Below are 23,105 nucleotides of genomic sequence, written 5' to 3' on the forward strand. Positions count from 1 at the left end.
TTCTCGATCAATGCCATTTCCAGCATCTGCTGATCGTTGGCACTGCGGATATAGGCAGGAATCTGTGCTAAACCGGCCAGTTTCGAAGCCCTGAACCTGCGTTCGCCCGAAATGAGCTGATATTTATTGGCGCCCAGTTTCCTAACCGTAATCGGCTGGATGAGGCCCTGTACTTTTATCGAATCGGCCAGCTCGTTTAAAGCTACCTGATCGAACTCGGTACGTGGCTGGTATGGATTGGTTTCAACCTCGGTTAAACTCACGTGACTGATATTGCCAATCTGCTCGGTTTCGCTCACAGCATTTACCTGCTGTTTCGGCGGGTGAGAAGATTCGCTATCATCTAAAAGCGCACTTAACCCTCTTCCTAAACCTGTTTTTCGCTGAAAAGATGTCATCTATAGTTTATAAAGTTGCTGTTCCAATATTTTCTTCCTCCTTTAACAGGCCATTTTTCTTTACAATTTCGCGGGCAAGGTTAAGGTAGTTAATGGCACCTTTACAGTTGGCATCGTGCATAATTACCGAAACACCATAACTAGGCGCCTCACTTAAACGGGTATTACGCTGGATAATGGTATCAAAAACCAGTTCGTTAAAGTGTGTTTTCACTTCTTCTACCACCTGGTTCGATAAACGTAAACGTACATCGTACATGGTTAACAGAATACCTTCAATTTCCAGATCGGTATTTAAACGGTTCTGTACAATTTTAATTGTATTCAACAATTTGCCCAAACCTTCCAAAGCGAAATACTCGCATTGTACCGGGATAATAACCGAATCTGCGGCGGTTAAAGCATTAATGGTAATTAAACCTAACGATGGAGAACAATCGATAATGATAAAATCGTACTGATCTTTAATTTTCTCCAGAACCGCTTTCATTTTATACTCGCGGTTGTTCAGGTTAATCATCTCGATTTCCGCACCAACCAGATCGATGTGGGCAGGCAGTAAATCTAAATTAGGTGTATCCGTTTTCTGTATGGCCTGTAAAGGATCAATATCATTAATGATACACTCATAAATACTATCTTTAATATTCCGGGGATCGAAACCGATACCTGAAGTCGAATTTGCCTGAGGATCAGCATCAACCAGTAAAGTTTTGTATTCTAGTACGGCCAAACTCGCAGCCAGGTTTATAGATGAAGTTGTTTTACCAACACCACCTTTTTGATTTGCTAATGCAATAATTTTGCTCATCGTATGTATCCGAAATTTACTAAACGTTTATTTGGGCTGTGTTATTTATGCGTTAAAATTGTTAAAAAGTTCTATTTTTGCCTTGTTTACGGCCTTTTTCACAATCAGCTAAGATACAAACTATATGGCAATTTTAGCAAGAAGCGCGTTTGGGTTTTACACATCTTATCAACAATTTGTACATGATCACAATTATAGCCGCAACCAACAGGCCCAATAGCAATACGCTAAAAGTTGCCAAATATTACCAAAGGCAGTTAAAAGAAAAAAGTATTGATGCCCATCTGTTCAGTTTGGAGCACCTGCCTATTGATGTGCTGAATACCGACATGTATGGCAAAAGATCGGAAGCTTTCCAGGAAATCCAGGACATGATTTACAAAACGGAAAAGTTCCTTTTCGTCATGCCCGAATACAACGGCAGTTACCCCGGTGTGTTAAAAGTGTTGATCGATGCCAGTAATTTCCCTGATAGCTTTTACGATAAAAAAGCTGCCTTAGTGGGCATTTCTTCTGGTAAATATGGTAATATCCGTGGTGTAGATCATTTTACGGGCGTTTGCCATTACATCCACCTTAATATTTTACCCTTACGCCTGCATATCCCCAATATCAAAACCGAATTAGACGCGGAAGGTAATTTTACCCATCCCGACACGATAAAATTCACCAACGAACAAATCGAAAAGTTTATCAATTTTTAATAAGGGCCTTTTTCCGTGCTTTGAAAGGCCGCATGCCGTTCCGTAGGAACGATTCATGGGTAGCCAATTGCAAAATTGGCGTTTGGTGATTTAAACATTCATATTTTTACCGGCCGTGCCACCTAAACCTGATGGTAGCGGCACGCAGTAAAGCGTACAGCAGGACTACATTAACCTAAATACCACTGAACCTGCTTTCCAAAAAAGAAAAAACCCTTTATTCGTCCGGCGTGAAGCCGGACGCTAACATGTTTACGGATATATTTCAAAATGGAAAAAAGCCTTCCAAAATGAAAAGGTTTATTTGTACCAAAAAGCAGCACAAAAACCGTATCTAACTCAAAAACAACAATTTAAAACATAACAATATTCACTGGCATAACAATTGGCAACAAGCTATCGAGATGCTATTTATTTAACCTTTGTTATGTAAATTAGTTGATCAGGAAACAGATTTAATTATAACCTATTTTTACCACAGAAAAGGAGAGAAAAATCGCTTTGCGAACCTTAGCGAAAAACTTTCCGTCCTTTGCGGTTAAACTATAAGATCATGAAACCATCAATGATTTTCAAATATCACACCATAAATAAGCAAATCATGATCGCTTCATCACCATTAAAAAAAATATAAACAGATGAAAATAAAAACCAAGCTCCGCCTCGGATTCGGGTTTCTCTTTATAATCGTTTTATCCTTCGGGTTAATTGCCGTCTTTTTTTTGAACGAGCTATCGGATAAATCGAAAGTAATCCTTAAAGACAACTACAAATCGCTGAAATATGTTGCCGCTATGCGCAATATCATTGATCAGAACCAATTTCCACTAAACAGTCAGCAAGAGACTCTTTTTTCTGAAAACTTAAAAAACGAGGGTAAAAACATTACCGAACCAGGGGAAAAAGCTGCCTTCAACCAATTGGAAACCGCTTTTACCCAATTAAACGGCACACCACCATCTACCTCCAAAGAACATACCATTAGGGATTTACGCATCGCATTTCAAAACATCGAGCAGGTAAACATGAAGGCCATTTACGATAAAAACGAACTGGCCAATCAAGCTTCGTCAAGGGCAAACCTGTACATTATGATTGCCGCTACTTTAAGTTTTATTATCCTATTTACATTTATCGTCAACTTTCCGGGTTTTGTGGCCAACCCCCTTGCCGAATTCAGCGCAGCCATTAAGCAGATCAGCCGAAAAAACTATAAACAACGCTTGCATTTCGAGAACGGCGATGAATTTACCGAACTAGCCGACTCGTTTAACGGCATGGTGCTCAAATTAAATGAATGGGAAAATAGCAATTTATCGAAAATAAAGTCGGAAAAATCGCGTATCGAAGCCATTATCGCACAGATGCAGGATGCCATTATCGGTTTGAACGAAAAAGGCGAAGTGTTGTTTTTAAACCACCTGGCAGCAAAACTGATGAACCTTGATGAGGATAAAATAATCGGACAGAATGTTGCCGAACTGATGCAAAAAAATGAACTCTTAAAACGCATTATCAAACCGGAAACAGATGATAAAACCTTAAAGATATACGCTGATGATAAAGAGTCTTATTTCCTTTTAGAAAACCGCGAAATTATTATCCCGAACTATGAGGAACAGGAAGAAAAAACCTTAATTGAATCATCAAAATCAGCCGGCAGTGTTTATATTTTGAAAAACATTACCCAGTTTAAAGAGCTGGATGAAGCCAAAACCAATTTTATAGCTACGGTTTCGCACGAATTAAAAACGCCCCTATCTTCTATCAAAATGAGCTTAAAACTGCTTAATGATGAACGTGTAGGCAGCATGAACGAGGAACAGCACGAACTGCTGAACCATATTAAGGAAGATAGCGACAGACTTTTAAAAATTACCAGCGAGCTGCTCGATCTTTCGCAGGTGGAAACCGGAAACCTGAAGCTCACTTTTGCCTTAACCAAACCTGAAGATATTGTACAATACGCTATAGATGCGGTTAAATTTCAGGCCGAGCAAAAATCCATCAAGCTCGAATTAAACTGCGATAATAACCTGCCCCATGTAAATGCCGATATCCAAAAAACAGCATGGGTAATGGTCAACTTTTTATCCAATGCGCTACGCTATAGTTCCGAAAAATCGAAAGTGGTGATTGATGTGCTGCAGAAAGACGATTTTATCGAGTTTTCGGTACAGGATTTTGGGAAAGGAATTGACGAAAAATACCAGAAACGTTTATTCGACAGGTATTTCCAGGTACCAACCGATGGTCAGAACAAATCGGGATCAGGTTTAGGATTGGCCATTTCAAAAGATTTTATCGAAGCAGAACAAGGAAAAATATGGGTTGTTAGTGCCATTGGCGAAGGCAGTAAATTCTGTTTCAATTTACCGGTTGTAGCGTAAAAAATATATTTCCGTATATAATGAATATTACGGAAATATATTCTACTGAGAAACAACTATTTACTAAGTTAATAGTTAAAATTGAACGAAACAATTAGTTGTATTGACCTAATATTTTTATTTTCGGCCTTTAAAATAAAACCGAAAAATGAAAAAACGTCTCTTAATTTTAACTGCTTCTGCAGTTATCCTGGCTTCTTCGTGCAAAAAAGAAACCGAAGAAGAAAAGCCCGTTGAACCTGTAAAACTGGAGTATTCTAACCTTAGTGTTGAAGAACACAAAAAAACACTCGAAAAAAACGGCACTGATTTTATCGCATCAATTAACACATTACCTGACGAAAAATTTATTAGTGTATTAAAGTATTTTTTCCAGCTTGATGGCGATGTACCTACCTACACCCTACCTTTCAGTTCGCTGTTCTCTGTATATAGTTCTGCACAGAGCGGAAATTTATATGGGATTTTCAATGCAGTAGTTACACCGAATACCAAAAACCTAAGTGAGTATTATGCTACCTACACCTGGGATTTTACACAGAAGAGATGGGTTAAAACCGCTTCATCAAACAAACTCGAAATCAAGTTTCCTTCAAACAAAGATTCGAAAACCAACAATGCTGTGTTATCTTTCACTTATACCCCTTCTACCATTACATCAACCATTGAAGGCCAAAAGTATAACCTGCCAAGCAACACCCTTATATCATTAACTGTTGATAATAAGGAAGAAGTTAAGTTTACCGGCGATTATGCTTACAAAAGTGATGGTAACCCAACAAAAGCTGATATTAAATTGGCAATGGGATCGTTTAACCTAAACGTTGGTGTAAGCAGTGATGTTAAAAACGTAAGCTCTACTTTAACTTTAACCAAAGGCAATACCAGCTTGTTAAGTTTAAAAACCGAGGGTAACGGTAACGCCGATGTAAACTCGATTATTAATGCAACTAAAATTGATGGTATTTTGGATAAAGCCAACGCTACCTTCGAAATTATGAACATTAAACTTGTTGGTGTAGTGGATAGCAAATCGATCACCACCGAACAAGCTGCCATTTTTAATTTAACGGGCGAAGCAAAAAACATTAAAAATGTAGATATACTTAACAAGTACACCTCTATTTATGCTGCCTATAAAAATGAAAATGCCATTATTGCAAAGGTAGCTTTTGCGCCAATTACCGATACATACACTTATAGCTACTGGGATGGCACTAAAATAGTTAACTATAGCTACTCAAGGTATACCAACGAGCCACGTTTGGTTTTTAAAGATGGTTCGAAACTTAGTTTAGAGGTATTTACCGATACAGGTTTCAGCAAGTTGATTACCGAATTGGAAAATTATGGTAAACGTTTCGAATAATATTTGATAATAAAGTTATTGATACAAAAACTTCTAGTCGTAGCGCACTGCTACGACTTTTTTTATACTTAATAGTTCCCAGTAGGTGTTTCCTGTAGATTAAAGTGCAAAAGAAATCAAGTTTCAGGACATATTGCTTATTTAAAACTTGACTTTTTAGCTTATCAAAACCATTTATTTCGCGGTGATGCGGTAAATTGTACTTCCATAACCGCACCAAATCCCTATCCCGTTTCCTTCAATATTCGATTTTAATGCATTTGTACTCCCCATTAAGGGATTGGCAGCATTGAGCAGTTCGTTTTGGAATCCCTGCCAAAAATCGAACCCACTTTTCGGCAGGGTAGCAAATTTGAGTTCAACCACGTCGCCAGCAACGAAATAAGAATCGTATTCCTGCGTAAGGTTGTTATAAGCTCCCCTGTTTAATTTAAGATCGAGCGTTTTGCCGTCAAAATACTGATCATCCTGATTGGATAACAGGGTACGCGTAAAAGCAGGATCTTTTTCAAGTCTGGTGTAAATTTTATAATAATTTTTCTCGTTCGGAGTATCGGTAAACCGGATGCAGAGCTGCCGATCCATTCCATCACGGTTTTCGAACCAGATGCTATCCAGGTTTTTCCGTGCCGGCACCATGGTTTCGGCTGTTAGGATATTCCCGGCGTATTCTATTTTCAGTTTGTAATTTCTACCTGCTTTTCCTTTTAAGCTAGAGCCTTTGTAAAAGAAATAAGGGAACAGTTTTCTATCGTAACTCCCCGTAAGGATCTCTTCTTCCAGCCCATCGCTAACCGTAACCTTCGCATATTTGATGATAATTTCTTCAATCTGTGCCGAATCCAAACGTGTATAAAATGGCAGGTTGTGCGTAATACTGATATTGGCATAACCATCCTGTTCAATACTACCCTCCACCACAAACCTGGGCTGATAACCTTCGGTTTTTGTTTCCTTTTTACAGGAAAGAACGATAGCTAAAAGTACAATTGCAATGATATATTTTCTCATTTTAGAACGAAATTTTATAGGCAACTGCCGGTAAAACAGGAAGAAGGGCAATTGATTTTTTTTGGATAGAAACTGAAGACTTTAAATCCCCCGAAAACTGGAAATAATCGAAAATCGGATTTTTACGGTTGTAAACATTATACACGGAAAATGAAAGTTCGCTTTTGTATTTTTTCCTTTTCTGAAACTGGTAGGTAGCAGCAACATCCAATCGGTGATAAGCCGGCATTCTTGCTCCATTAAAAGCCCCATACTCGTTTATAATACTACCTGCTACAATATATCTACCTACGGGTGCAGTATAGGCATTACCCGTTGAATAGGTAAAAAACGAGCTTAAATTCCATTTTTTTGATATCGGATAGTTTGCAGATAAGTTTAGCTCATGTGTGCGATCGTACCTGAAAGGAAATTCTGTACCATTGTTGATATCCGGAAATGATCTCCGGTTCCGGGAAATGGTGTAGCCCAGTGTTCCGGTAATTTTACCGATGTTTTTTTTAAGAAAAAATTCTGCTCCCAACACATACCCTTTACCCGAAAAGGCATTTTCTTCTATCTGTAGATTATCCAACAAGTTGCTGAGGCCGCCATTAAATTCGATGATGTGATTCATTCGTTTATAGTAAAAATCAACATAACCCTCAAAAGCATTGCCCCAGTTTTTAAATAATCCTAAACTCAGTTGTATTCCCTTTTGGGGCACCAGTTTATTGGTACTTGGCATCCAGAAATCGACAGGGAAATTAGATGCGGCAACAGGGATAAGGTGCGCAGTTTGGATATTCCTCGAAAAAGAAAGTTTAATATCGGTTGCCCCGTTCAGTTTGTACTGAACATTAAAACTCGGCTCCCAAAATAAAGTATTAAAATCAGGTTCGTTAATTTTGTCGTCAACCTGTTTAACAACATGGTAATAGGTGAACCTGCTGCCTAGCAAAAAGCTAAAATATTGGCCCAGATCAAATTTATCGCTAAAAAAAAGTGCTGTTTCTGAAGAATGATACACATTGGCAGCACCGAAATCGAGCTTTACACTACCGGTAGCAACATCTGGGGTATTTGGAACGAAACGATGAGACGTGTGGGCTATTCCCAGTTTAATATGCTGTTTTTTTAAGGTTAATCCAAGGGTAGATTGCAGATCAAAATCGCGGATGGCAGAATTGATTCTGGCATTTGTGCCATCCTGATCGAGCCTGAAATTAAACCTGTAATCCGAATAGGCAGCGGTGGTATTTAAAGTGCTATTTTTAAACGGCTCGGTTTTCCATTCAACAGATCCTGACCGGTTCCGCCAATCAACTGCATTTGCAATCCCGAACCGGCCAAGTTCAAAACCGAAACGATCGCCCCCGATATAAAAAGTTGCAAAAACATTGTTTTGTGTATCCAATTGTAAACTACTGGAAAAATTTACATCGTAAAAATCATAACCCAGGTTATTCAAAGATGTACGTTCTTTAGAAAAGCTGTTAACAATAGGCCAGATGGAATAATTCATAAAGGTTTTTCTTAATGAGGTTTTTATGGTCCACCGTTTGGTTAAAGGAACCGACAAATGAGCATCAGCTGCCAGAAAACTTACCGCAGCACTTCCCGATAAAGTATCGGCGATACTTTTATCACTGCCTACATCTACCACTGCGGCTAATCTGCCTGCATATTCAGCAGGTATGCCTGATTTGTAAACCTTTGCCTCGTTAACGGCCGAAGTATTAAAAACAGAAAAAAAACCTAAAAGGTGCGAAGGATTATAAATGGTAGCATGATTAAACAAAACCAGATTCTGCCCTGAAGAACCTCCCCTGATGTACAAACCCGAATTTCCTTCGCCCCCATTGGTTACACCTGGTAGTGTTTTAATTTCATTTAACAGATCGGGATTCGCAAACAAACCAGGCTTTTTGCCCAGATCGCTATGGGTAATCAACTCATAATTATTCAGCCTGGCTGCATTGCGGCTCCGGTTTACCTGAACCTGATCTAAAAGGTTTTCCTTGGGGATTAAATAAATATCTCTCTTAAGTACCGAATCTTTCGGCACAATAATTACAAGCGTTTTATAAGATAAGTGTTTAAAGGAAATCTCGACTGTACCAGATCCGATTTCAAATTTAAATCCCCCTTCTTTATCCGAATAAAATACCTGGTTATGGTATTTGATCATCACTTCTGGTATCGGTGCCCTGGTAGATAAATCGAGTGCCCTCCCCGAAAAGGTTTTGGTTTGTGCAAAAGTAAAACAGACGAAAAGTGAAAATATTAACGAAAAAGAGAGTTTGAGCATTAACTAGTTTTGTTTGGGCAGCGTTAAAACTACAAAGATAGTTATTTTAAGATGAAAAATGGAAGAGGTAAGATGGAAAATGGATGATAGGCTGGAACCAATGAACCAAAATCAGTTTACAGTGGGCAGTTTTCAGTTAAAAATTTAACAATCCTGCAATTAAACAATTTAACTAATGACCAATGAACTAGTGAACCGATTTAAACACATTAACCCACAGCACGCCAAACGCTGCCCGCTTAGCGCTCTACATACGGCTCCATTTCCTTATCTATGCTTTTACGCAGTTCCATTAGTTTAATGGCATAGCCATGCATCGCGATTTCTTTCTCGGTTTTCGGTTTAAAATCCGGGATTGGTTGGGGGTGTCCGTTATCATCAACAGCTACAAAAACGATAATGCAGTGCGTATTTTTAACGAAATCGCCTTTACCAACAGGTTTAGAAAAAGCATCAACAGCAATATGCATACTGGTTTTGCCCGTGTAGATAATTCTAGCTTCCATTTTAACCAGATGACCGATATGCACCGGATGGAAAAAACGGATACCACCCACATATACCGTTACACAATAACTCTGGCTCCATTGCAGGGCACAGGCAAAAGCAGCCTGATCGATCCATTTCATCATCATACCTCCATGCACCTTACCACCGTAATTAACATCAGAAGGTTCGCTTAAAAATTGAAGTTCGATATGGTTTTTAGTTTTTGGCATGATGGTATTTTGCTTGGTTTAATGGTGTTGCTAAGATATTATAAATTAGATGAGCCACAAAATCATTTAACCACAGATGGAGATACTTAATCCGTGTTTCTCCGTGGCAAAAAAATAGCCATGAGATTAGAAAAGCGTCAGTTGGTAACAACTGACGTCACGGATAAAATAAGAAAGTCGTAGCGAGACGCTACGACTAAGGTAAAGAGACACTTGATCCGTGTTTATCTGTGTCTATCCGTGGCAAAAAATAAACATGAGATTAGAAAAAACGTCAGTTGGTAACAACTGACGCCACTGATAAAATAAAAAGTCGTAGCGAGACGCTACGACTAGGGTAGTGTCAATTGGCAACAACTGACACCACGTTTACTTCGCCATAATACTAATCGCATATCCCCCACCTGGTGCACAATACTGCGTCAATCTCGTTTTGCTGGTTACCTCCATTTTACGGATGGTATAAGCTTTCGGATTGGTTTCGTAATGCGCATCCTTTGCATCAGCATAAATGGTTGCAGTATATTTTTTCCCCGGATCAAGGAAACTGAAATCTATTTTAGAAGTGCGTGCCTCTTCATCATTGGTACGGCCAACAAACCAGTTATTTTTTCCTTTGGCTTTACGCGCAAAAGTGATGTAATCGCCCGGTTCTGCTTCCAAAACTTTGGTATCGTCCCAATCTACCGCCACATCTTTAATAAACTGGAAAGCATCCATATACTTATTATACGTTTCGGGCAGGTCGGCAGCCATTTGCAGCGGACTGTACATGGTAACATAAAGCGCAAGCTGACGGGCGAGCGTGCTGTGTACGAAAGAAGTATTTTCAGGGTTATAGGCACTTACCTTCGTTTCGAAAATACCCGGAGTATAATCCATTGGTCCGCCGATTAACCGTGTAAATGGTAAAATGGTGGTATGATCGGCATTGTTACCGCCAAAAGCTTCATATTCGGTTCCCCTGGCCGATTCGTTCCCGATCAGGTTCGGGTAAGTACGTGCCAAACCGGTTGGACGAACAGCCTCATGCGCATTTACCATAATTTTATATTCAGCTGCCTTTTGAATGGCATACAGGTAATGGTTGTTTAACCACTGACCATAATGGTGTTCTCCCCTTGGGATCATATTGCCTACATAACCACTTTTAACCGCATCGTAACCATTGGCTTTCATAAATTTATAAGCGGTATCTAAATGACGCTCGTAATTACGTACCGACGAAGAAGTTTCGTGGTGCATAATCATTTTAATGCCTTTACTGGCAGCATAACGGTGCAGCTCCTGCACATCGAAATCAGGGTAAGGTGTTACAAAATCAAAAACATAATCTTTTGTTTTACCGAACCAGTCTTCCCAGCCTTCGTTCCATCCTTCTACCAAAACCGCATCGAGTCCGTTTTTAGCAGCAAAATCAATGTATTCTTTTACATGGGCAGTATTTGCGGCATGTTTTCCATTGGGCTTTGTTTTCGAGTAATCGGTTACCCCCAATTGCACACTGGTTAAATCGTTATAGGCCCAGGTACTTTTCCCGGTAATCATTTCCCACCAAACACCAACATATTTAGTCGGTTTTATCCACGATACATCTTTAAATTTTGTGGGCTCGTTAAGGTTATAGGTGATTTTAGAAGTTAAAATATCGGCAGCTTTATCGCTCACAATAATGGTACGCCATGGCGATACGCAAGGCGCCTGCATGTAACCTTTATCGCCAACCGCATCGGGCGTTAACCACGATTCTAAAACCATGTTTTTATCATCAAGATTTAACGACATTAAAGAATAATTGACCAAAGCAGCTTCGTGGATATTGATATATAAGCCATCTTTACTTTTCATCATCAATGGTGTTTGTAAACCTGTTGGCGAAAAAGTAGTTTGTGACGCATTTGGTGTTACCGCAGCTTTCATTTTACCCCTAACTTCTGATAAGTTCGAAGTTACCGTGCTATATTCCTGTGTATCATAATCGCCCGGAAGCCAGAATGCTTTATGATCTCCGGCCAATGCAAACTGTGTTTTCTCTTCCTTTATGACAAAATAATCTAAATTTTTCTGCTCCGGGAATTCATATCTAAAGCCTAAACCATCGTTAAATAAACGCAAACGTACAATAATGTAATGGTTGGTTTCTTTTTGGCTTAGGGTTACGGCCAGTTCATTGTAATGGTTTACAATTTCTTTTACTTCGCCCCAAACCGGTTTCCAGGTTTCGTTAAAAGTGCTGGTTTTGGTATCGCTAATAGCGAAACCATCCAATAACGATTTACCTTCTTTAAGTGCTAACCCGAGTTTGCTGGTTTTAATCACATCCCTGCCCTTATATTTTAGGCTATAGGTAGGTACTCCCCCTTCGGCCAAAGCAAACCTGGCTATCAGATTACCATCCGGCGACTTCAATTCTTTTTCGGGAACGTTCCCGAAAACATTGCCAAAAAAAAGCAGCGCGAATATTAAAGTAAGAATTTTAGAGGGGTTAAAAAATTGGTTTAGTTTTTTATTCATGTCATCGTTTATTTATCATTATTACTGTTTATATCAATTAGAAATTGATTGTTTTGGTTTCTCTACTACTAAAATACTTACTATGCTCCGGTTCGTGTCGCCACAAACCATTTTCTAAGTTTTTGCTTTCTTTAACACTCCAAATGTATTTAATTAAATACAAATCATATCAAAGAAGACTCGAAACGTATCTAATTAGATACAAATTATATCAAAAAAGACTGAATTCATATCAAACAACACTCAAAACGTATTTAATTACATACAAATCGAATCAAGCAAGACTCTAAACGTATCTAATTAGATACAAATTATATCAAAGAATACTGAATTCATATCAAACAACACACTTCTGGTTGTAGCGTCCCGCTACGGCCTCCGTTATCAATTAGCATTGTCTAAGTGCAAAATGGATCCTGAAACAGGTTCAGGATGACGATTTCGCATTTCTGATTGTAGCGTCTCGCTACGACCTCAGTTAGCAATTATCATAGTCTTAGTGCAAAATGGATCCTGAAACAAGTTCAGGATGACGATTTCCATACCAATTCCAGACCTCGCAGGTTTTTGAAACCTGCGAGGTCAAAATCAACATTACTCCAAAAGCAATGCATCATCATCTTCATCCGTTAAGCTCAGCTGAATACTATCACTGCCGGCAATACCTTCTATCGAACCCCGGATGTGTGTTGCATTTAACAATACTTTTTCCAGTTGTTTTTCGCGCGCTTTCCATAAACGTTCCATCGCATCACGCTCACGCTGGATGGATAATTTCATGCTCATAAAGCCTTCCCTAATCGCTTTCCACTGTTCAGAAAACTCTGCTCCGGTTAAATAATCGTACAGCATGTGCATTTTATCGCCACGGTTTTCCTGCGATTTCATTGCGCTCGATAAGCGTAAAATCCCATCACGCAACACATAAGCTACCGCATTTACCTCTTCGAACGAACAGATCCAAACACCATCGCGCTGGCCGAAACTGCTCATGCCTTTAGGATAACACTGACTTACAATTACCGCAACATCAACGCCCATGCTCCGCATGTCTTTTTTCAGTTTTTCAATCCAGTCGCCACCAAAATCCTTGGTGCGTTTACTTTCATAGATAATTTTACCACATTCCTGTCCAAACTGGTTGCGCACCACCTGTACACAATCGGCACCACGTACACCCTTGCCTACCTCTTCAATTAAATCGAAGGGAAAATTACTGCGGAGCAGTTCTTCCAAAATCAGTTCCTGTACCTCGCCCTGTAACTGCATACTGCCCTGCTCGGCCTTACGTTTCATCTCTTCGGCAAGTTTTTTCTGGTCGTCGAGCTGTTTTTCAAGTTCCTTTAAACGCAGTTGATGTTCGGTATCTTTAATGCTGTTTTTTTCGGCTTCCTGTTTACGGATCTGCTCTACCAGTTCGTTGCGCTGCTCCTGCATTTTACGCTGAAAAGCCAGTTCCATTTCCTCCTCTTTTACCTTTAAACTTTCTTCGCGGCGCAAAAACTCCAGTTCTTTCTCCCTTGCAAGCCTTAATTTTTCGGCATTATCTTTTGCATTGCCTTCCAGCATCTGCAGTTTGGTTTCAAAATCGGCCGAAATACTTTTACGCAGATTTTCTTCCAGGTTATCTTTAAGCCTGGTTTTCTCTTCGGCAAGTTTAACATCAAAAGCTTTTAACTGCTGCTGTTTCTCTGATTCGAAAACCTGCAGTTTGCGCTGGTACTCTTCATCTTTCTGCCTTGCATAAGCAGCCGCTTTCTCACGTAATTCCTTTTTATAATCTTCGGCCATAGCTTCTTCCATCGGAAAAACATGGGCACAGTTGGGGCATTTTATTTCGGTAGGCATAAATTATTTATTTTCGAAAGCAGATACTGCATTCACAAAGATATTAAAGCTTTTTCACGATTGGATAGGCGAGTTTTGCACCATTTTCCTTAAAGTACTTTCGATCTTACTTCGTGGCCAACTGTCAGGATTTTACTTACCGGACATTTACCCGCAATATCTTCCAACCTGCTTTTTTGTTCATCGGTGAGCTGTCCGGTACAGGTAATTTCTTCAAAAAATACCATTTCGCCGTTTTCGGTATCGGTATTTACCACAACCTCTATTTTATCAACCGGCCATTCTTTCCGATCAACATACATTCTTAAAGTAATGGCCACACACGATGCCAAAGAGGCCATCAATAATCCCTTAGGTGCAAAACCTTTATGCGTTCCCCCCAGTTCTATCGGCTCATCTACGATAATATCATGAGAACCATTGCTTACCGAACACGCATAGTGCTCTTTATTTATTACTGCTTTTACCATTTACCGGATATTTTAAAATATTAAACTTACCAAATATTATGCTTTGTTACGATTAGATTGAGATTTTACGAAACATTATAACGTAGCATTTGTTCTGTTTAAAAATGCTACGTTATGAAATACAGAAAGTTAATCGGAAAATATTTAAAGCACGAATCAGATAATAGTGCTAAAATAGCACTTGCCCTTGTGGCCGGTTTGGCTGCAGGTGCGATAATCAGTATTTTATTTGCGCCCGATAGCGGTGCAGGTACCCGTGGAAAAATTGCCGGTGGCGCACGAAACCTGCGTTATGGGTTCCAGGATAAATACAACCTCTTAAAAGAAAAGGTTTTTGGTGTAGAAGCCATTGAAGAGGATATTGTTGAAAACGAAATACCACATTTTAAACATACCGTAACGAAGAAACGTAAATCGGATGTGAAAGACATTTTAGAAAACGCCCATGAAAATGGTCAGGTACAGGAAGGACAGGGATAGGAATTTTAACAAAATGGCCGTCATATCGATCCGATAGCTATCGGATGAAGCGTAGTGGAATGGAGATCCTTCGACTCCGCTCAGGATGACAAAGTAGATCTTTTGACTTCGATACACTCCTTTACCATTGACAGACTTTAAATAAAAACCGTCATCTCGACCGAAACGCAGTGGAGCGGAGAGATCTATCTACGGTAGATTTTTCCACTCCGTTGCACTTAAAGCATGATAACATCAAAGTAAATAATGACAACCATATCTATTTTTTACCATATAAGACATTTAAGAGCCATATAAACTCATATTTCTTATATGATGAAAACTTATGCGTGGCAGATTTACTTACAAAAGAGAATATCTTTACAGCTTAGATGTTCTCAGGTGGCTTAGGTGGTAAATTAAATAGCTTATTCTTTTTTATGACCACCTCAGCCACCTAAGCTCACCTGAGTTTTACAGGGTGCATAATAATATATAGCCTAAGCTATGTGGTTTGCCCGAAATAACGGCTTTGCCCTTGTAATTTCTTAGCTTTACAGAATAATAACCTCACATGTTTTTTATCCTCTCGAAAATTTTATTATTCCTGATCAAACCTATTGTATGGATTTTTGTGCTTTTAGTATTGGCACTTGCAACCAAACGCGCCAAAAGAAAAAAGCAATATTTAATATTAAGCCTAATTGTCTTTTTCTTCTTTTCGAATGATTTTATTATTGGTAAAATATTGAACAGTTACGAAGCGGGATATCCTAAAATACAGCAATATGATGTAGGAATAGTACTTGGTGGATTTTCGGGTTTAAACAAACGCAATAACGAAATTGCTTTTAGCGGGGCCAGCGACCGCTTATTCCAAACCATAACCCTTTATAAAAAAGGACAGATCAAACAGATTTTATTGAGTAGTGGAAGCGCCAACCTGATCGATAAAGAAGTGAAAGAAGCAGATTTGGCTGTAAAATATCTAAAGTTGATCGGCATTCCTGATTCCGCTATACTCATCGAAAACCAGAGCCGAAATACCATCGAAAATGCCAGATATAGCTTAGCATTAATTGAAAAAAAGAATCCACAGGCTAAAATTTTGGTGATTACCAGTGCATGGCACATCCCAAGAGCAAAACTGATTTTTGATAAACAGACCAAACGTAAAATCGAATACTACCCCACTGATTTCCGCGGCAGAACCGAATTCGACCTAAGCGATTTCATTATTCCCAGCGCCTCTGCATTGGGTACATGGGAGTTGTTATTTAAAGAATGGATCGGTTTAATTGTTGACCGCTACAGAGGTTAATTGCGATTATGGTTAATCGGTTAACTGTTTAAATCGGTTAATCGTATGCTATAGCTCCCCAATTAACTAGTTAAGCCCCTGAGCGTAGTTGAAGGGTATACAGCTAAACTAGCTCCACAATTAACCAGTTAACCAATTTATACAATTAACCCTATTAGACATCCTACTCAGTTAACCAGTTAACCCCCTGAGCGTAGTCGAAGGGTATACACTTAACCATAAAAAACAACTATCTGATTAATAACAATCTATAAAATCTATAAACAAATAAGATTTACACAGGTATTTTAAATTTTACGATTAAAGCATGTTTTTATGTACAAAATTTGTATATATTTAGACAATAAAATCTACATTACAAACATGCTCACTAAAGAAAAACAAACACAGAAATTTTACTGGTTAAAGTACGAAATCAGCGCTATCCAAACATTGATCCTGAATTCGCCAGGCATTGATCAATTCGTATTCTGCTATTTTTTCCCGGATACAGATCAAAAAGAGAAACCTTTACAGTTAATTGCCTACGGTTATATGGCAACAAGCAACCAGTACAGCAGCTACTTCGACAAACTGGAGGTTTACAACAACAGCGCCCTGGATTTAAGCGGCCCGATTGTGATGAGTAACAACATCATCTCGCTTGCCGATATCCAGTTATTGATCAACACGCCCGATGTTAATGGCGACAAACCAGATTACCTGGTGTTTATCCCAAATGTTAACCGGGGACATGTTTTTTATAACGTCAAACGTTTTAAAAGGATCGATACCGGAGATGTTGAACTGTTCCGCGATAACGATATTGATCCGATTGTGACTAATCCTTCGCCACCAGCTACAATAAGTTAATCATTAACCTTTTTATCCCAAATGCTTAAAATATTCCAATTTATTCTTGATTGGTCTGAAGTATGGGCGTTATTTATCCCTTTATCTGTATTGCTACTCAAAAAACAACCGGCTAGGCTTAAGCTGGTTGTTTTTTATGTATGGATAGCGCTGATTATTAACCTTTCAATAGATCTCGTCTGGAAATTCAGGAATATCCTGCCCGCAGCTTATAACTCCAACAATTTTTTGTACAATGTGCACTCAATTGTCCGTTTTTACCTGTTCAGTGCTTTTTTTATCCGTTTAGATCAGCCGTTTTTGGTTAGCCTGAAAAAACTTCTCCCTATCTGTTTTACAATCTTCATTATCATCAATTTCACCTTTTTCGAAAACTTTTTTGATTACTGGAAACTCAGCAGCCGTTTGCTCTCAACCGAAGCCATCCTTTTATTGTTCTACGTGCTTCAATATTATTTGTTTAAAATAAACGAAAATGTGGCCACTAAGATTACCAATAGCGATTTCTGGATTATTACAGGTTTAGGAATTTTCGTTGCGCTCAATTTTTTCATTTTCCTGTTGTATAACGAGCTTACCGTGCGTCTTCAAAATTTTGCCATTAGCCTGTGGAGCGTGCACAATATCTCCTATATTATTTTCAACCTATTTATTGCCAAAGGATTTCATGAGTCAGGAAAACAATAAAATCACCCTCATGTTAATGGCTGGCATTGCAGGAATGCTCATGCTGTTTATTAGTCTTTTACTTGTTTTTATCTTCACGCAGCGCAAAAAACTTCAGTACCGGCTTAACCTTCAGGCATTGCAGAACGCCCAGAAAAACCAGTTGATAGAAGCAGCGGTAAGAAGCGAAGAAATTGAGCGGCACCGCATAGCCGAAGAATTACATGATGAGGTTGGGGCCATATTGGGATCATCAAGCCTCCATTTTTACGGGATCAATATTGAAGATTGCGACGAAATCAGCAAAGAAATGTACCAGAAAGGGAAAAACCTGCTCGATGAAGGTATCCACAAAATCAGGGGCATTTCGCATAACCTCCATTCAAGCATTTTACAGGAACTTGGTTTAAAGGAGGCCATTTCCCATTTCTGTGGAAAAATCAGTCATAACAGTATTGTTAAAATAGATTTAAACTTAACCGACCAGCATCATACCAAAGCAAGCCGGAATGATATCAGTATCTACAGGATTATACAGGAACTGATCCATAACATCACCAAACACGCAAAAGCCAATTTTATCCATATCCAATCGGCCAGCGTAAGCAATCATCTGGTTTTTACCATTTCACATAACGGCAATGGCCTTACCCAGGATCAATTTGAGAAACTCAGGTTTATAAAAGATGGACTAGGACTCAAAAATATCCAGAACAGGATGATCCTGCTCAGGGCCGAGCTCCGGTTTTGGCACCATCTGGATAAATACTTTATTGAAATTAAAGTACCTGTTGAATAAAGCAGGCAGTATTATAAACAGATGCATAAAGAATAATTAATACAATTAAGTAGTATTACTACACATATTATGTCTGCTTTTTTATAAAAGATTGTTAATTTTAGGTTCCCAATTAAATAACAATGCTCAAAATAAGGATAGCCATAGCAGATGATTATAGCATTTTTAGAGACGGATTAAAGGTTGGCTTTAACCGCGACAAAAATCTAGAGGTAATATTTGAGGTATCGGATGGGCAGGAACTCATGCAGAAACTTGAAGAAGTGCAGCCCGATGTAATTTTAATGGACCTGAAAATGCCTTTAATGGATGGAATCGAAGCCATGAAACTGATCCGTAAAAAATATACCAGCGATATTAAAATATTGGTTTTAACCATGTACGATGATGTTAAATTCATTATCCACCTGATGGAAAACGGTGCCAACGGTTACCTCTTAAAAAATACCGACCCTAAAGAAATCAGAAAAGCCATTTATTCGGTACACGAAAGCGGGTACTACTTTAACGACATTGTAACCAAGGCATTATTAAAAAAACTAACCCTTAAAGGCACCACCAGGCTATCGCTCGATCAGACGATAGAATTTTCGGAACGCGAACTCGACGTGTTAAAAATGATCTGTGATGAGAAAACTGCTACCGAAATCGGCACCGAACTTTTTTTAAGTCCACGTTCGGTTGAAGGCATCAGAATGCGCATGATCGAAAAAACCGGTGTACGCAATACTGCCGGCCTGGTGATGTTTGCCATTAAAAACGGTGTTGTAGAATAACCCCGCCCATCTTTTATTTTCCAGAGATTTCATTATTAAAGTAATTCCCCTGAGTTAAATTATAGGGAAATGGCCCTGCATTATCGATTTGGGCCAATACTTAACGTTTTGCTTTAAACATTGCGGCAATTTACCCTAGTAACTACGTAGAAATACTCTATTTTCTGAATGGGTATTATCACGCTGTTAAAAAAACATTGCCGTACCGACCTTTATGTTGTGCAAACGAAGCTTCAAAACCAAAGCACATTAAACATTATTTATTTACCTCAAAAAAAAACGAAAATGGCAAAGTCAAGCTTAACCAAGGCAGAATTAGCAATTCTTGATGCCTTAATCGCCGATCTACAAGGCGACAACGAAATTGTTGAATCAAATTCAGCATCACCACTTTTTATTGCTGCAATAGCACGTACAGCTGTAAAAGCAGTTAAAGTAACCGTAAAAGCTACTCCGGTAGTTACACAGGTAGTAGAAGCAGTTGGTGCGGCCAGCTCTTTAAACGAAGCAGAAATCAGCAGTCTTTCTAAAGAAGCCAATAATGGTTTATCATTAGATAACCTGATCGAACTCCGTAAAAAATTCAATTAACCATTCAGGGAGAGCATCTATACGTGCTCTCCTTTTTTCTAACCTATTTGAAATAATGATACTGAAACTAGACCCTACAGTTATTTACGAAACCGTAGTAACTGTTTTTCTGGCCTCTTGGTTTTTAGCAACCATATTGTGCCAGTTTAAGGAGACCAAAATATCCTGGTTGATCAGGTATAAAATAGATTTTTTCAACCTCATCCCCTTATGGACATTTTTTGCCCCCCACCCCGGCAAAAGGGATTACCATTTATTGTTTAGGGATAAGATAAGCGATGCTGATTACAGCGAATGGCAGGAGATGGAGATTACCGAAGAACGCACTTTTTGGTCGTGGTTATGGAACCCTGAAAAGCGCGACAAAAAAATATTATCGGATGTGGTACAGAGCCTTGTGGCTAGTATCCCCTCCTACCGAGAAAAAACAGGCAACCTTAATTTACTGATGTTTTCTACACCTTACATTATCGTACTGCATGCGGTTAGCCAATACAAAAAAAGATCGCAAGATTGTTACCGCCAGTTTATGCTTGCCGAATCGTCCGGTTATCAAAAAGAAACCGAACCGGCGTTAATCCTATTATCTGTTTTCCACCAAATGTAAATTAGCCATGATTTTACTTAACGACATATCGCAAACTGTACTCATTATACTCAGTATAGGTTTATTAATTTCTACCCTCGAGTACCTCAAAAAAGTGGAGATTTTTTCTCCAAACGGACTGTTATCCTGGAATGTAATGCAGTTAAAATGGACAAAACAGGATCAAAAATCATTCTTAAAACCTTTTTTTAAACTATTCAGCGCACAGGGGCTCACTGTTCTTTTCGTGATCAGGTGTTTACTGATTATTGGATTATTCTTTTTCCCCTTGCAGAGCACAACCGGCTGGGTATTGATCAGTTTGCTGGGTGCCAGTTTACTGGTGGCATCGTTGGCTACCTATTACGGCAGCGATGGTTCTGACCAGATGAGCATGCTGATTATCATTACCCTGATTTTATGCAATTTACCGGTTTTGGCCAGTAGCAAATTAAGGGATATTGGATTATGGTTTATCGCCCTGCAGGCCTGTTTATCTTACGCAGTTGCCGGTATTGCCAAACTGGTATCCTCAGAGTGGCGCTCGGGAACAGCTATAAAAGATGTTTTCTCCACCAAAACCTATGGATCTAAAAAAGCGACGCTCTTTTTACAGAAATACCCTGCGGCAAACCGTTTTTTATGCTGGAATGTAATCATTATGGAAAGCATATTCCCGTTGTGCCTTTTTTTACCCTGGGAGTTTGCCCTTATATTCCTGATCTGGGGATTTATATTCCACTTCTTTACTGCAGTAATTATGGGATTAAATTCATTCTTTTGGGCTTTTATGGCCACCTACCCGGCAATTTATTTTGTTAACCACCAAATGTCATGGCACCTGTTTTAAATACACGCAAAGATATTATCCTGTTTGATGGAGTCTGTAATTTTTGCAACCGGTACATCAATTATATCATCGCACATGATGGGAAAAACAGGTTTAGTTTCGCACCCTTGGAAAGTGAAACAGCATCAGCATTAGGAAGGCAGTATCAGCTTAATTTTAGCAAACTCAATAGCATTGTTGTAATCAGCAAGGATAGGTTCCTAACCGAGTCGAAAGCGGTACTGCATATCCTTAAAAATTTAAATACCTGGTGGTCGCCCTTTGTCAATTTGGGCTACCTGATACCGGGTTTTATAAGAAATTGGCTGTATAAAACATTTGCCCATAACCGTTATGCCCTATTCGGACAGGCAGATAGCTGCATGGTACCAACAGAAGAAGTGAGAGGCAAATTTTTAATATAAATCTGCCTAATCTATGATTGCAGAGTTCTTTTAATCCATAGCCGTCACCCTGAATTTATTTTAGGGTCTATTTTGCAAGAAAAATGCTGGCCACTTACGTAACTATTACGCCTTTAGAAACAATAAAAATGAACAAGTTCGGCATGACGACCACTCGGGATAAAATTACCCTTCAATCGCTTTCCAGAGCATATCTTTCAATTCGAGAATATTTTTTTCCGCTACTGATGAGATAAATATCGATGGGATTTTCGGGAGATCCTGTTTCATTTCTTCCATCAGTTCGTCATCCAGCATATCCGATTTGGTAATGGCCAGAACATGTGGTTTCTGCATCAGTTCGGGATTGTACGATTCGAGTTCGCTTTTAAGGATTTCATATTCTTCCTTAATACTTCTGCTGGTATCGGCCGGAACCATAAATAACAGTACCGAATTACGTTCGATATGGCGTAAGAAACGGTAACCTAAACCTTTTCCTTTTGACGCGCCCTCGATAATTCCGGGGATATCGGCCATTACAAAAGATTTGCCCCCGCGGTAACTCACAATACCGAGGTTAGGAACAATGGTTGTAAATGGATAATCGGCAATTTCCGGTTTGGCCGCAGATACAACAGACAGTAAAGTAGATTTACCGGCATTCGGGAAACCAACCAAACCAACATCGGCCAGCACTTTTAATTCTAAAATGTTCCAAACCTCCTGTCCCTGCTCGCCAGGCTGTGCAAAACGGGGTGTTTGCTGCACAGAGTTTTTAAAATGCGCATTCCCTAAACCGCCACGGCCACCCGCTGTTAAAATTTTGGTTTCGCCATCTTTGGTAATTTCGAAAAGTACTTCTCCTGTTTCGGCATCTTTGGCAATGGTACCCAGCGGAACCTCCAGGATTTCATCTTTACCCTGTTTACCAAATTTATGCGAACTGCCTCCTGCACCACCATCCTCTGCGATAATGTGCTTGCGGTATTTAAGGTGCAATAATGTCCAGATATGGATGCTTCCTTTAACGATAATGTGGCCGCCACGACCGCCATCACCACCATCAGGTCCACCCATTGATGTTAAAATATCACGATGCAAATGCGCCGAACCTGCTCCGCCCTTACCAGAACGGCAACAAATTTTTACATAATCTACGAAATTCGAACCCTGCGACATATTGTTATTATTGAATTGTTTTAATGTTTTAACGTTGAAATGTTGTGGTAACACTTTCGTTAAAATTAAAGAGTTATAACGTTTTTAACATTATAACTCTTTGTATGTTTTTTGAA

22 protein-coding genes are annotated in these 23,105 nt (G+C 39.1%); 13 read left to right on the top strand and 9 right to left on the bottom strand.

Going from position 1 to position 23,105, the window contains the following annotated elements:
* Together B2V92_RS21850 and B2V92_RS21855 are read right to left on the bottom strand one after the other, a co-directional pair.
* The coding region (locus B2V92_RS21850) for a ParB/RepB/Spo0J family partition protein (protein WP_293312122.1) at nucleotides 1-398 on the bottom strand (398 nt) is incomplete at its 3' end.
* A gap of 7 nt (nucleotides 399-405) precedes the next feature.
* The gene (locus B2V92_RS21855) at nucleotides 406-1,209 is read right to left on the bottom strand and encodes a ParA family protein (RefSeq protein ID WP_293312123.1); all 804 of its coding nucleotides are present in this window, start codon (nucleotides 1,207-1,209) and stop codon (nucleotides 406-408) included.
* A 182-nt stretch (nucleotides 1,210-1,391) separates the two neighbouring features.
* Between B2V92_RS21855 and B2V92_RS21860 the strand changes: the two genes are divergently transcribed.
* The 3 genes from B2V92_RS21860 (at nucleotide 1,392) to B2V92_RS21870 (ending at nucleotide 5,672) form a co-directional block, all read left to right on the top strand.
* Nucleotides 1,392-1,913, top strand: a complete 522-nt coding sequence (locus tag B2V92_RS21860) for an NADPH-dependent FMN reductase (protein ID WP_293312124.1) — start codon at nucleotides 1,392-1,394, stop codon at nucleotides 1,911-1,913.
* Nucleotides 1,914-2,551: 638 nt separating this feature from the next.
* The gene (locus B2V92_RS21865) at nucleotides 2,552-4,303 is read left to right on the top strand and encodes a HAMP domain-containing sensor histidine kinase (protein ID WP_293312125.1); all 1,752 of its coding nucleotides are present in this window, start codon (nucleotides 2,552-2,554) and stop codon (nucleotides 4,301-4,303) included.
* 148 nt (nucleotides 4,304-4,451) lie between these two features.
* A complete protein-coding gene (locus B2V92_RS21870; RefSeq protein ID WP_293312126.1) occupies nucleotides 4,452-5,672 on the top strand; it encodes a hypothetical protein in 1,221 nt (406 codons plus the stop codon).
* Between the two features lie 174 nt (nucleotides 5,673-5,846).
* Here B2V92_RS21870 and B2V92_RS21875 read toward each other — a convergent pair whose 3' ends face one another.
* The 6 genes from B2V92_RS21875 to B2V92_RS21900 form a co-directional block, all read right to left on the bottom strand.
* Nucleotides 5,847-6,683: a DUF4249 family protein gene (locus B2V92_RS21875; protein ID WP_293312127.1), complete on the bottom strand. Its 837-nt coding sequence runs from the start codon at nucleotides 6,681-6,683 to the stop codon at nucleotides 5,847-5,849.
* A gap of 1 nt (nucleotide 6,684) precedes the next feature.
* Nucleotides 6,685-8,973 carry a TonB-dependent receptor plug domain-containing protein gene (locus tag B2V92_RS21880; RefSeq protein WP_293312128.1) on the bottom strand — a complete coding sequence of 763 codons (2,289 nt, stop codon included), beginning with the start codon at nucleotides 8,971-8,973 and terminating at the stop codon, nucleotides 6,685-6,687.
* Between the two features lie 239 nt (nucleotides 8,974-9,212).
* Complete coding sequence (locus B2V92_RS21885; protein ID WP_293312129.1) at nucleotides 9,213-9,692, bottom strand: acyl-CoA thioesterase; 480 nt, start codon at nucleotides 9,690-9,692, stop codon at nucleotides 9,213-9,215.
* Nucleotides 9,693-10,061: 369 nt separating this feature from the next.
* Nucleotides 10,062-12,206 carry a glycoside hydrolase family 97 protein gene (locus B2V92_RS21890; protein WP_293312131.1) on the bottom strand — a complete coding sequence of 715 codons (2,145 nt, stop codon included), beginning with the start codon at nucleotides 12,204-12,206 and terminating at the stop codon, nucleotides 10,062-10,064.
* A gap of 594 nt (nucleotides 12,207-12,800) precedes the next feature.
* The gene (locus B2V92_RS21895) at nucleotides 12,801-14,054 is read right to left on the bottom strand and encodes a DUF2130 domain-containing protein (RefSeq protein ID WP_293312133.1); all 1,254 of its coding nucleotides are present in this window, start codon (nucleotides 14,052-14,054) and stop codon (nucleotides 12,801-12,803) included.
* 89 nt (nucleotides 14,055-14,143) lie between these two features.
* Nucleotides 14,144-14,524, bottom strand: a complete 381-nt coding sequence (locus tag B2V92_RS21900) for an OsmC family protein (RefSeq protein WP_293312135.1) — start codon at nucleotides 14,522-14,524, stop codon at nucleotides 14,144-14,146.
* A 114-nt stretch (nucleotides 14,525-14,638) separates the two neighbouring features.
* Here B2V92_RS21900 and B2V92_RS21905 point away from each other — a divergent pair, with 114 nt between their 5' ends.
* The 10 genes from B2V92_RS21905 (at nucleotide 14,639) to B2V92_RS21950 (ending at nucleotide 21,828) form a co-directional block, all read left to right on the top strand.
* Nucleotides 14,639-15,004 carry a YtxH domain-containing protein gene (locus B2V92_RS21905; protein ID WP_293312136.1) on the top strand — a complete coding sequence of 122 codons (366 nt, stop codon included), beginning with the start codon at nucleotides 14,639-14,641 and terminating at the stop codon, nucleotides 15,002-15,004.
* 553 nt (nucleotides 15,005-15,557) lie between these two features.
* The gene (locus B2V92_RS21910; protein WP_293312138.1) at nucleotides 15,558-16,304 is read left to right on the top strand and encodes a YdcF family protein; all 747 of its coding nucleotides are present in this window, start codon (nucleotides 15,558-15,560) and stop codon (nucleotides 16,302-16,304) included.
* Nucleotides 16,305-16,619: 315 nt separating this feature from the next.
* A complete protein-coding gene (locus B2V92_RS21915; protein ID WP_293312140.1) occupies nucleotides 16,620-17,156 on the top strand; it encodes a hypothetical protein in 537 nt (178 codons plus the stop codon).
* Between the two features lie 21 nt (nucleotides 17,157-17,177).
* On the top strand, nucleotides 17,178-17,843 hold the full coding sequence (locus B2V92_RS21920; protein ID WP_293312142.1) for a hypothetical protein: 666 nt from the start codon (nucleotides 17,178-17,180) through the stop codon (nucleotides 17,841-17,843).
* On the top strand, nucleotides 17,824-18,621 hold the full coding sequence (locus B2V92_RS21925) for a sensor histidine kinase (protein WP_293312144.1): 798 nt from the start codon (nucleotides 17,824-17,826) through the stop codon (nucleotides 18,619-18,621). The genes B2V92_RS21920 and B2V92_RS21925 overlap by 20 nt, the downstream gene beginning before the upstream one ends.
* 122 nt (nucleotides 18,622-18,743) lie before the next feature.
* Nucleotides 18,744-19,397 (top strand): response regulator transcription factor, encoded by a 654-nt coding sequence (locus B2V92_RS21930; protein ID WP_293312146.1) that lies wholly within the window; start codon nucleotides 18,744-18,746, stop codon nucleotides 19,395-19,397.
* A gap of 285 nt (nucleotides 19,398-19,682) precedes the next feature.
* Entirely contained in the window at nucleotides 19,683-19,988 is a 306-nt protein-coding gene (locus B2V92_RS21935) for a hypothetical protein (RefSeq protein ID WP_293312148.1), read from the top strand.
* Between the two features lie 55 nt (nucleotides 19,989-20,043).
* Complete coding sequence (locus B2V92_RS21940) at nucleotides 20,044-20,595, top strand: hypothetical protein (protein WP_293312150.1); 552 nt, start codon at nucleotides 20,044-20,046, stop codon at nucleotides 20,593-20,595.
* A 7-nt stretch (nucleotides 20,596-20,602) separates the two neighbouring features.
* Complete coding sequence (locus B2V92_RS21945) at nucleotides 20,603-21,424, top strand: hypothetical protein (protein ID WP_293312152.1); 822 nt, start codon at nucleotides 20,603-20,605, stop codon at nucleotides 21,422-21,424.
* Nucleotides 21,409-21,828: a thiol-disulfide oxidoreductase DCC family protein gene (locus tag B2V92_RS21950; RefSeq protein WP_293312154.1), complete on the top strand. Its 420-nt coding sequence runs from the start codon at nucleotides 21,409-21,411 to the stop codon at nucleotides 21,826-21,828. The genes B2V92_RS21945 and B2V92_RS21950 overlap by 16 nt, the downstream gene beginning before the upstream one ends.
* 165 nt (nucleotides 21,829-21,993) lie before the next feature.
* Here the strand turns inward: B2V92_RS21950 and obgE are convergent, their stop codons facing one another.
* Complete coding sequence (gene obgE / locus B2V92_RS21955; protein WP_293312197.1) at nucleotides 21,994-22,989, bottom strand: GTPase ObgE; 996 nt, start codon at nucleotides 22,987-22,989, stop codon at nucleotides 21,994-21,996.
* Between the last annotated feature and the right edge of the window lie 116 nt (nucleotides 22,990-23,105).

The sequence above is a fragment of the Pedobacter sp. UBA5917 genome, assembly GCF_002432345.1.
Classification (GTDB): domain Bacteria; phylum Bacteroidota; class Bacteroidia; order Sphingobacteriales; family Sphingobacteriaceae; genus Pedobacter.

What these genes read in the sequence shown, in the direction of transcription:
- B2V92_RS21855 (WP_293312123.1), bottom strand. Translation starts at nt 1,209, where the DNA reads ATGAGCAAAATTATTGCATTAGCAAATCAAAAAGGTGGTGTTGGTAAA.
- B2V92_RS21885 (WP_293312129.1), bottom strand. Translation starts at nt 9,692, where the DNA reads ATGCCAAAAACTAAAAACCATATCGAACTTCAATTTTTAAGCGAACCT.
- B2V92_RS21890 (WP_293312131.1), bottom strand. Translation starts at nt 12,206, where the DNA reads ATGAATAAAAAACTAAACCAATTTTTTAACCCCTCTAAAATTCTTACT.
- B2V92_RS21915 (WP_293312140.1), top strand. Translation starts at nt 16,620, where the DNA reads ATGTACAAAATTTGTATATATTTAGACAATAAAATCTACATTACAAAC.
- B2V92_RS21880 (WP_293312128.1), bottom strand. Translation starts at nt 8,973, where the DNA reads ATGCTCAAACTCTCTTTTTCGTTAATATTTTCACTTTTCGTCTGTTTT.
- B2V92_RS21860 (WP_293312124.1), top strand. Translation starts at nt 1,392, where the DNA reads ATGATCACAATTATAGCCGCAACCAACAGGCCCAATAGCAATACGCTA.
- B2V92_RS21870 (WP_293312126.1), top strand. Translation starts at nt 4,452, where the DNA reads ATGAAAAAACGTCTCTTAATTTTAACTGCTTCTGCAGTTATCCTGGCT.
- B2V92_RS21895 (WP_293312133.1), bottom strand. Translation starts at nt 14,054, where the DNA reads ATGCCTACCGAAATAAAATGCCCCAACTGTGCCCATGTTTTTCCGATG.
- B2V92_RS21905 (WP_293312136.1), top strand. Translation starts at nt 14,639, where the DNA reads ATGAAATACAGAAAGTTAATCGGAAAATATTTAAAGCACGAATCAGAT.
- obgE (WP_293312197.1), bottom strand. Translation starts at nt 22,989, where the DNA reads ATGTCGCAGGGTTCGAATTTCGTAGATTATGTAAAAATTTGTTGCCGT.
- B2V92_RS21940 (WP_293312150.1), top strand. Translation starts at nt 20,044, where the DNA reads ATGATACTGAAACTAGACCCTACAGTTATTTACGAAACCGTAGTAACT.
- B2V92_RS21935 (WP_293312148.1), top strand. Translation starts at nt 19,683, where the DNA reads ATGGCAAAGTCAAGCTTAACCAAGGCAGAATTAGCAATTCTTGATGCC.
- B2V92_RS21900 (WP_293312135.1), bottom strand. Translation starts at nt 14,524, where the DNA reads ATGGTAAAAGCAGTAATAAATAAAGAGCACTATGCGTGTTCGGTAAGC.
- B2V92_RS21865 (WP_293312125.1), top strand. Translation starts at nt 2,552, where the DNA reads ATGAAAATAAAAACCAAGCTCCGCCTCGGATTCGGGTTTCTCTTTATA.
- B2V92_RS21920 (WP_293312142.1), top strand. Translation starts at nt 17,178, where the DNA reads ATGCTTAAAATATTCCAATTTATTCTTGATTGGTCTGAAGTATGGGCG.
- B2V92_RS21910 (WP_293312138.1), top strand. Translation starts at nt 15,558, where the DNA reads ATGTTTTTTATCCTCTCGAAAATTTTATTATTCCTGATCAAACCTATT.
- B2V92_RS21875 (WP_293312127.1), bottom strand. Translation starts at nt 6,683, where the DNA reads ATGAGAAAATATATCATTGCAATTGTACTTTTAGCTATCGTTCTTTCC.
- B2V92_RS21945 (WP_293312152.1), top strand. Translation starts at nt 20,603, where the DNA reads ATGATTTTACTTAACGACATATCGCAAACTGTACTCATTATACTCAGT.
- B2V92_RS21930 (WP_293312146.1), top strand. Translation starts at nt 18,744, where the DNA reads ATGCTCAAAATAAGGATAGCCATAGCAGATGATTATAGCATTTTTAGA.
- B2V92_RS21925 (WP_293312144.1), top strand. Translation starts at nt 17,824, where the DNA reads ATGAGTCAGGAAAACAATAAAATCACCCTCATGTTAATGGCTGGCATT.
- B2V92_RS21950 (WP_293312154.1), top strand. Translation starts at nt 21,409, where the DNA reads ATGGCACCTGTTTTAAATACACGCAAAGATATTATCCTGTTTGATGGA.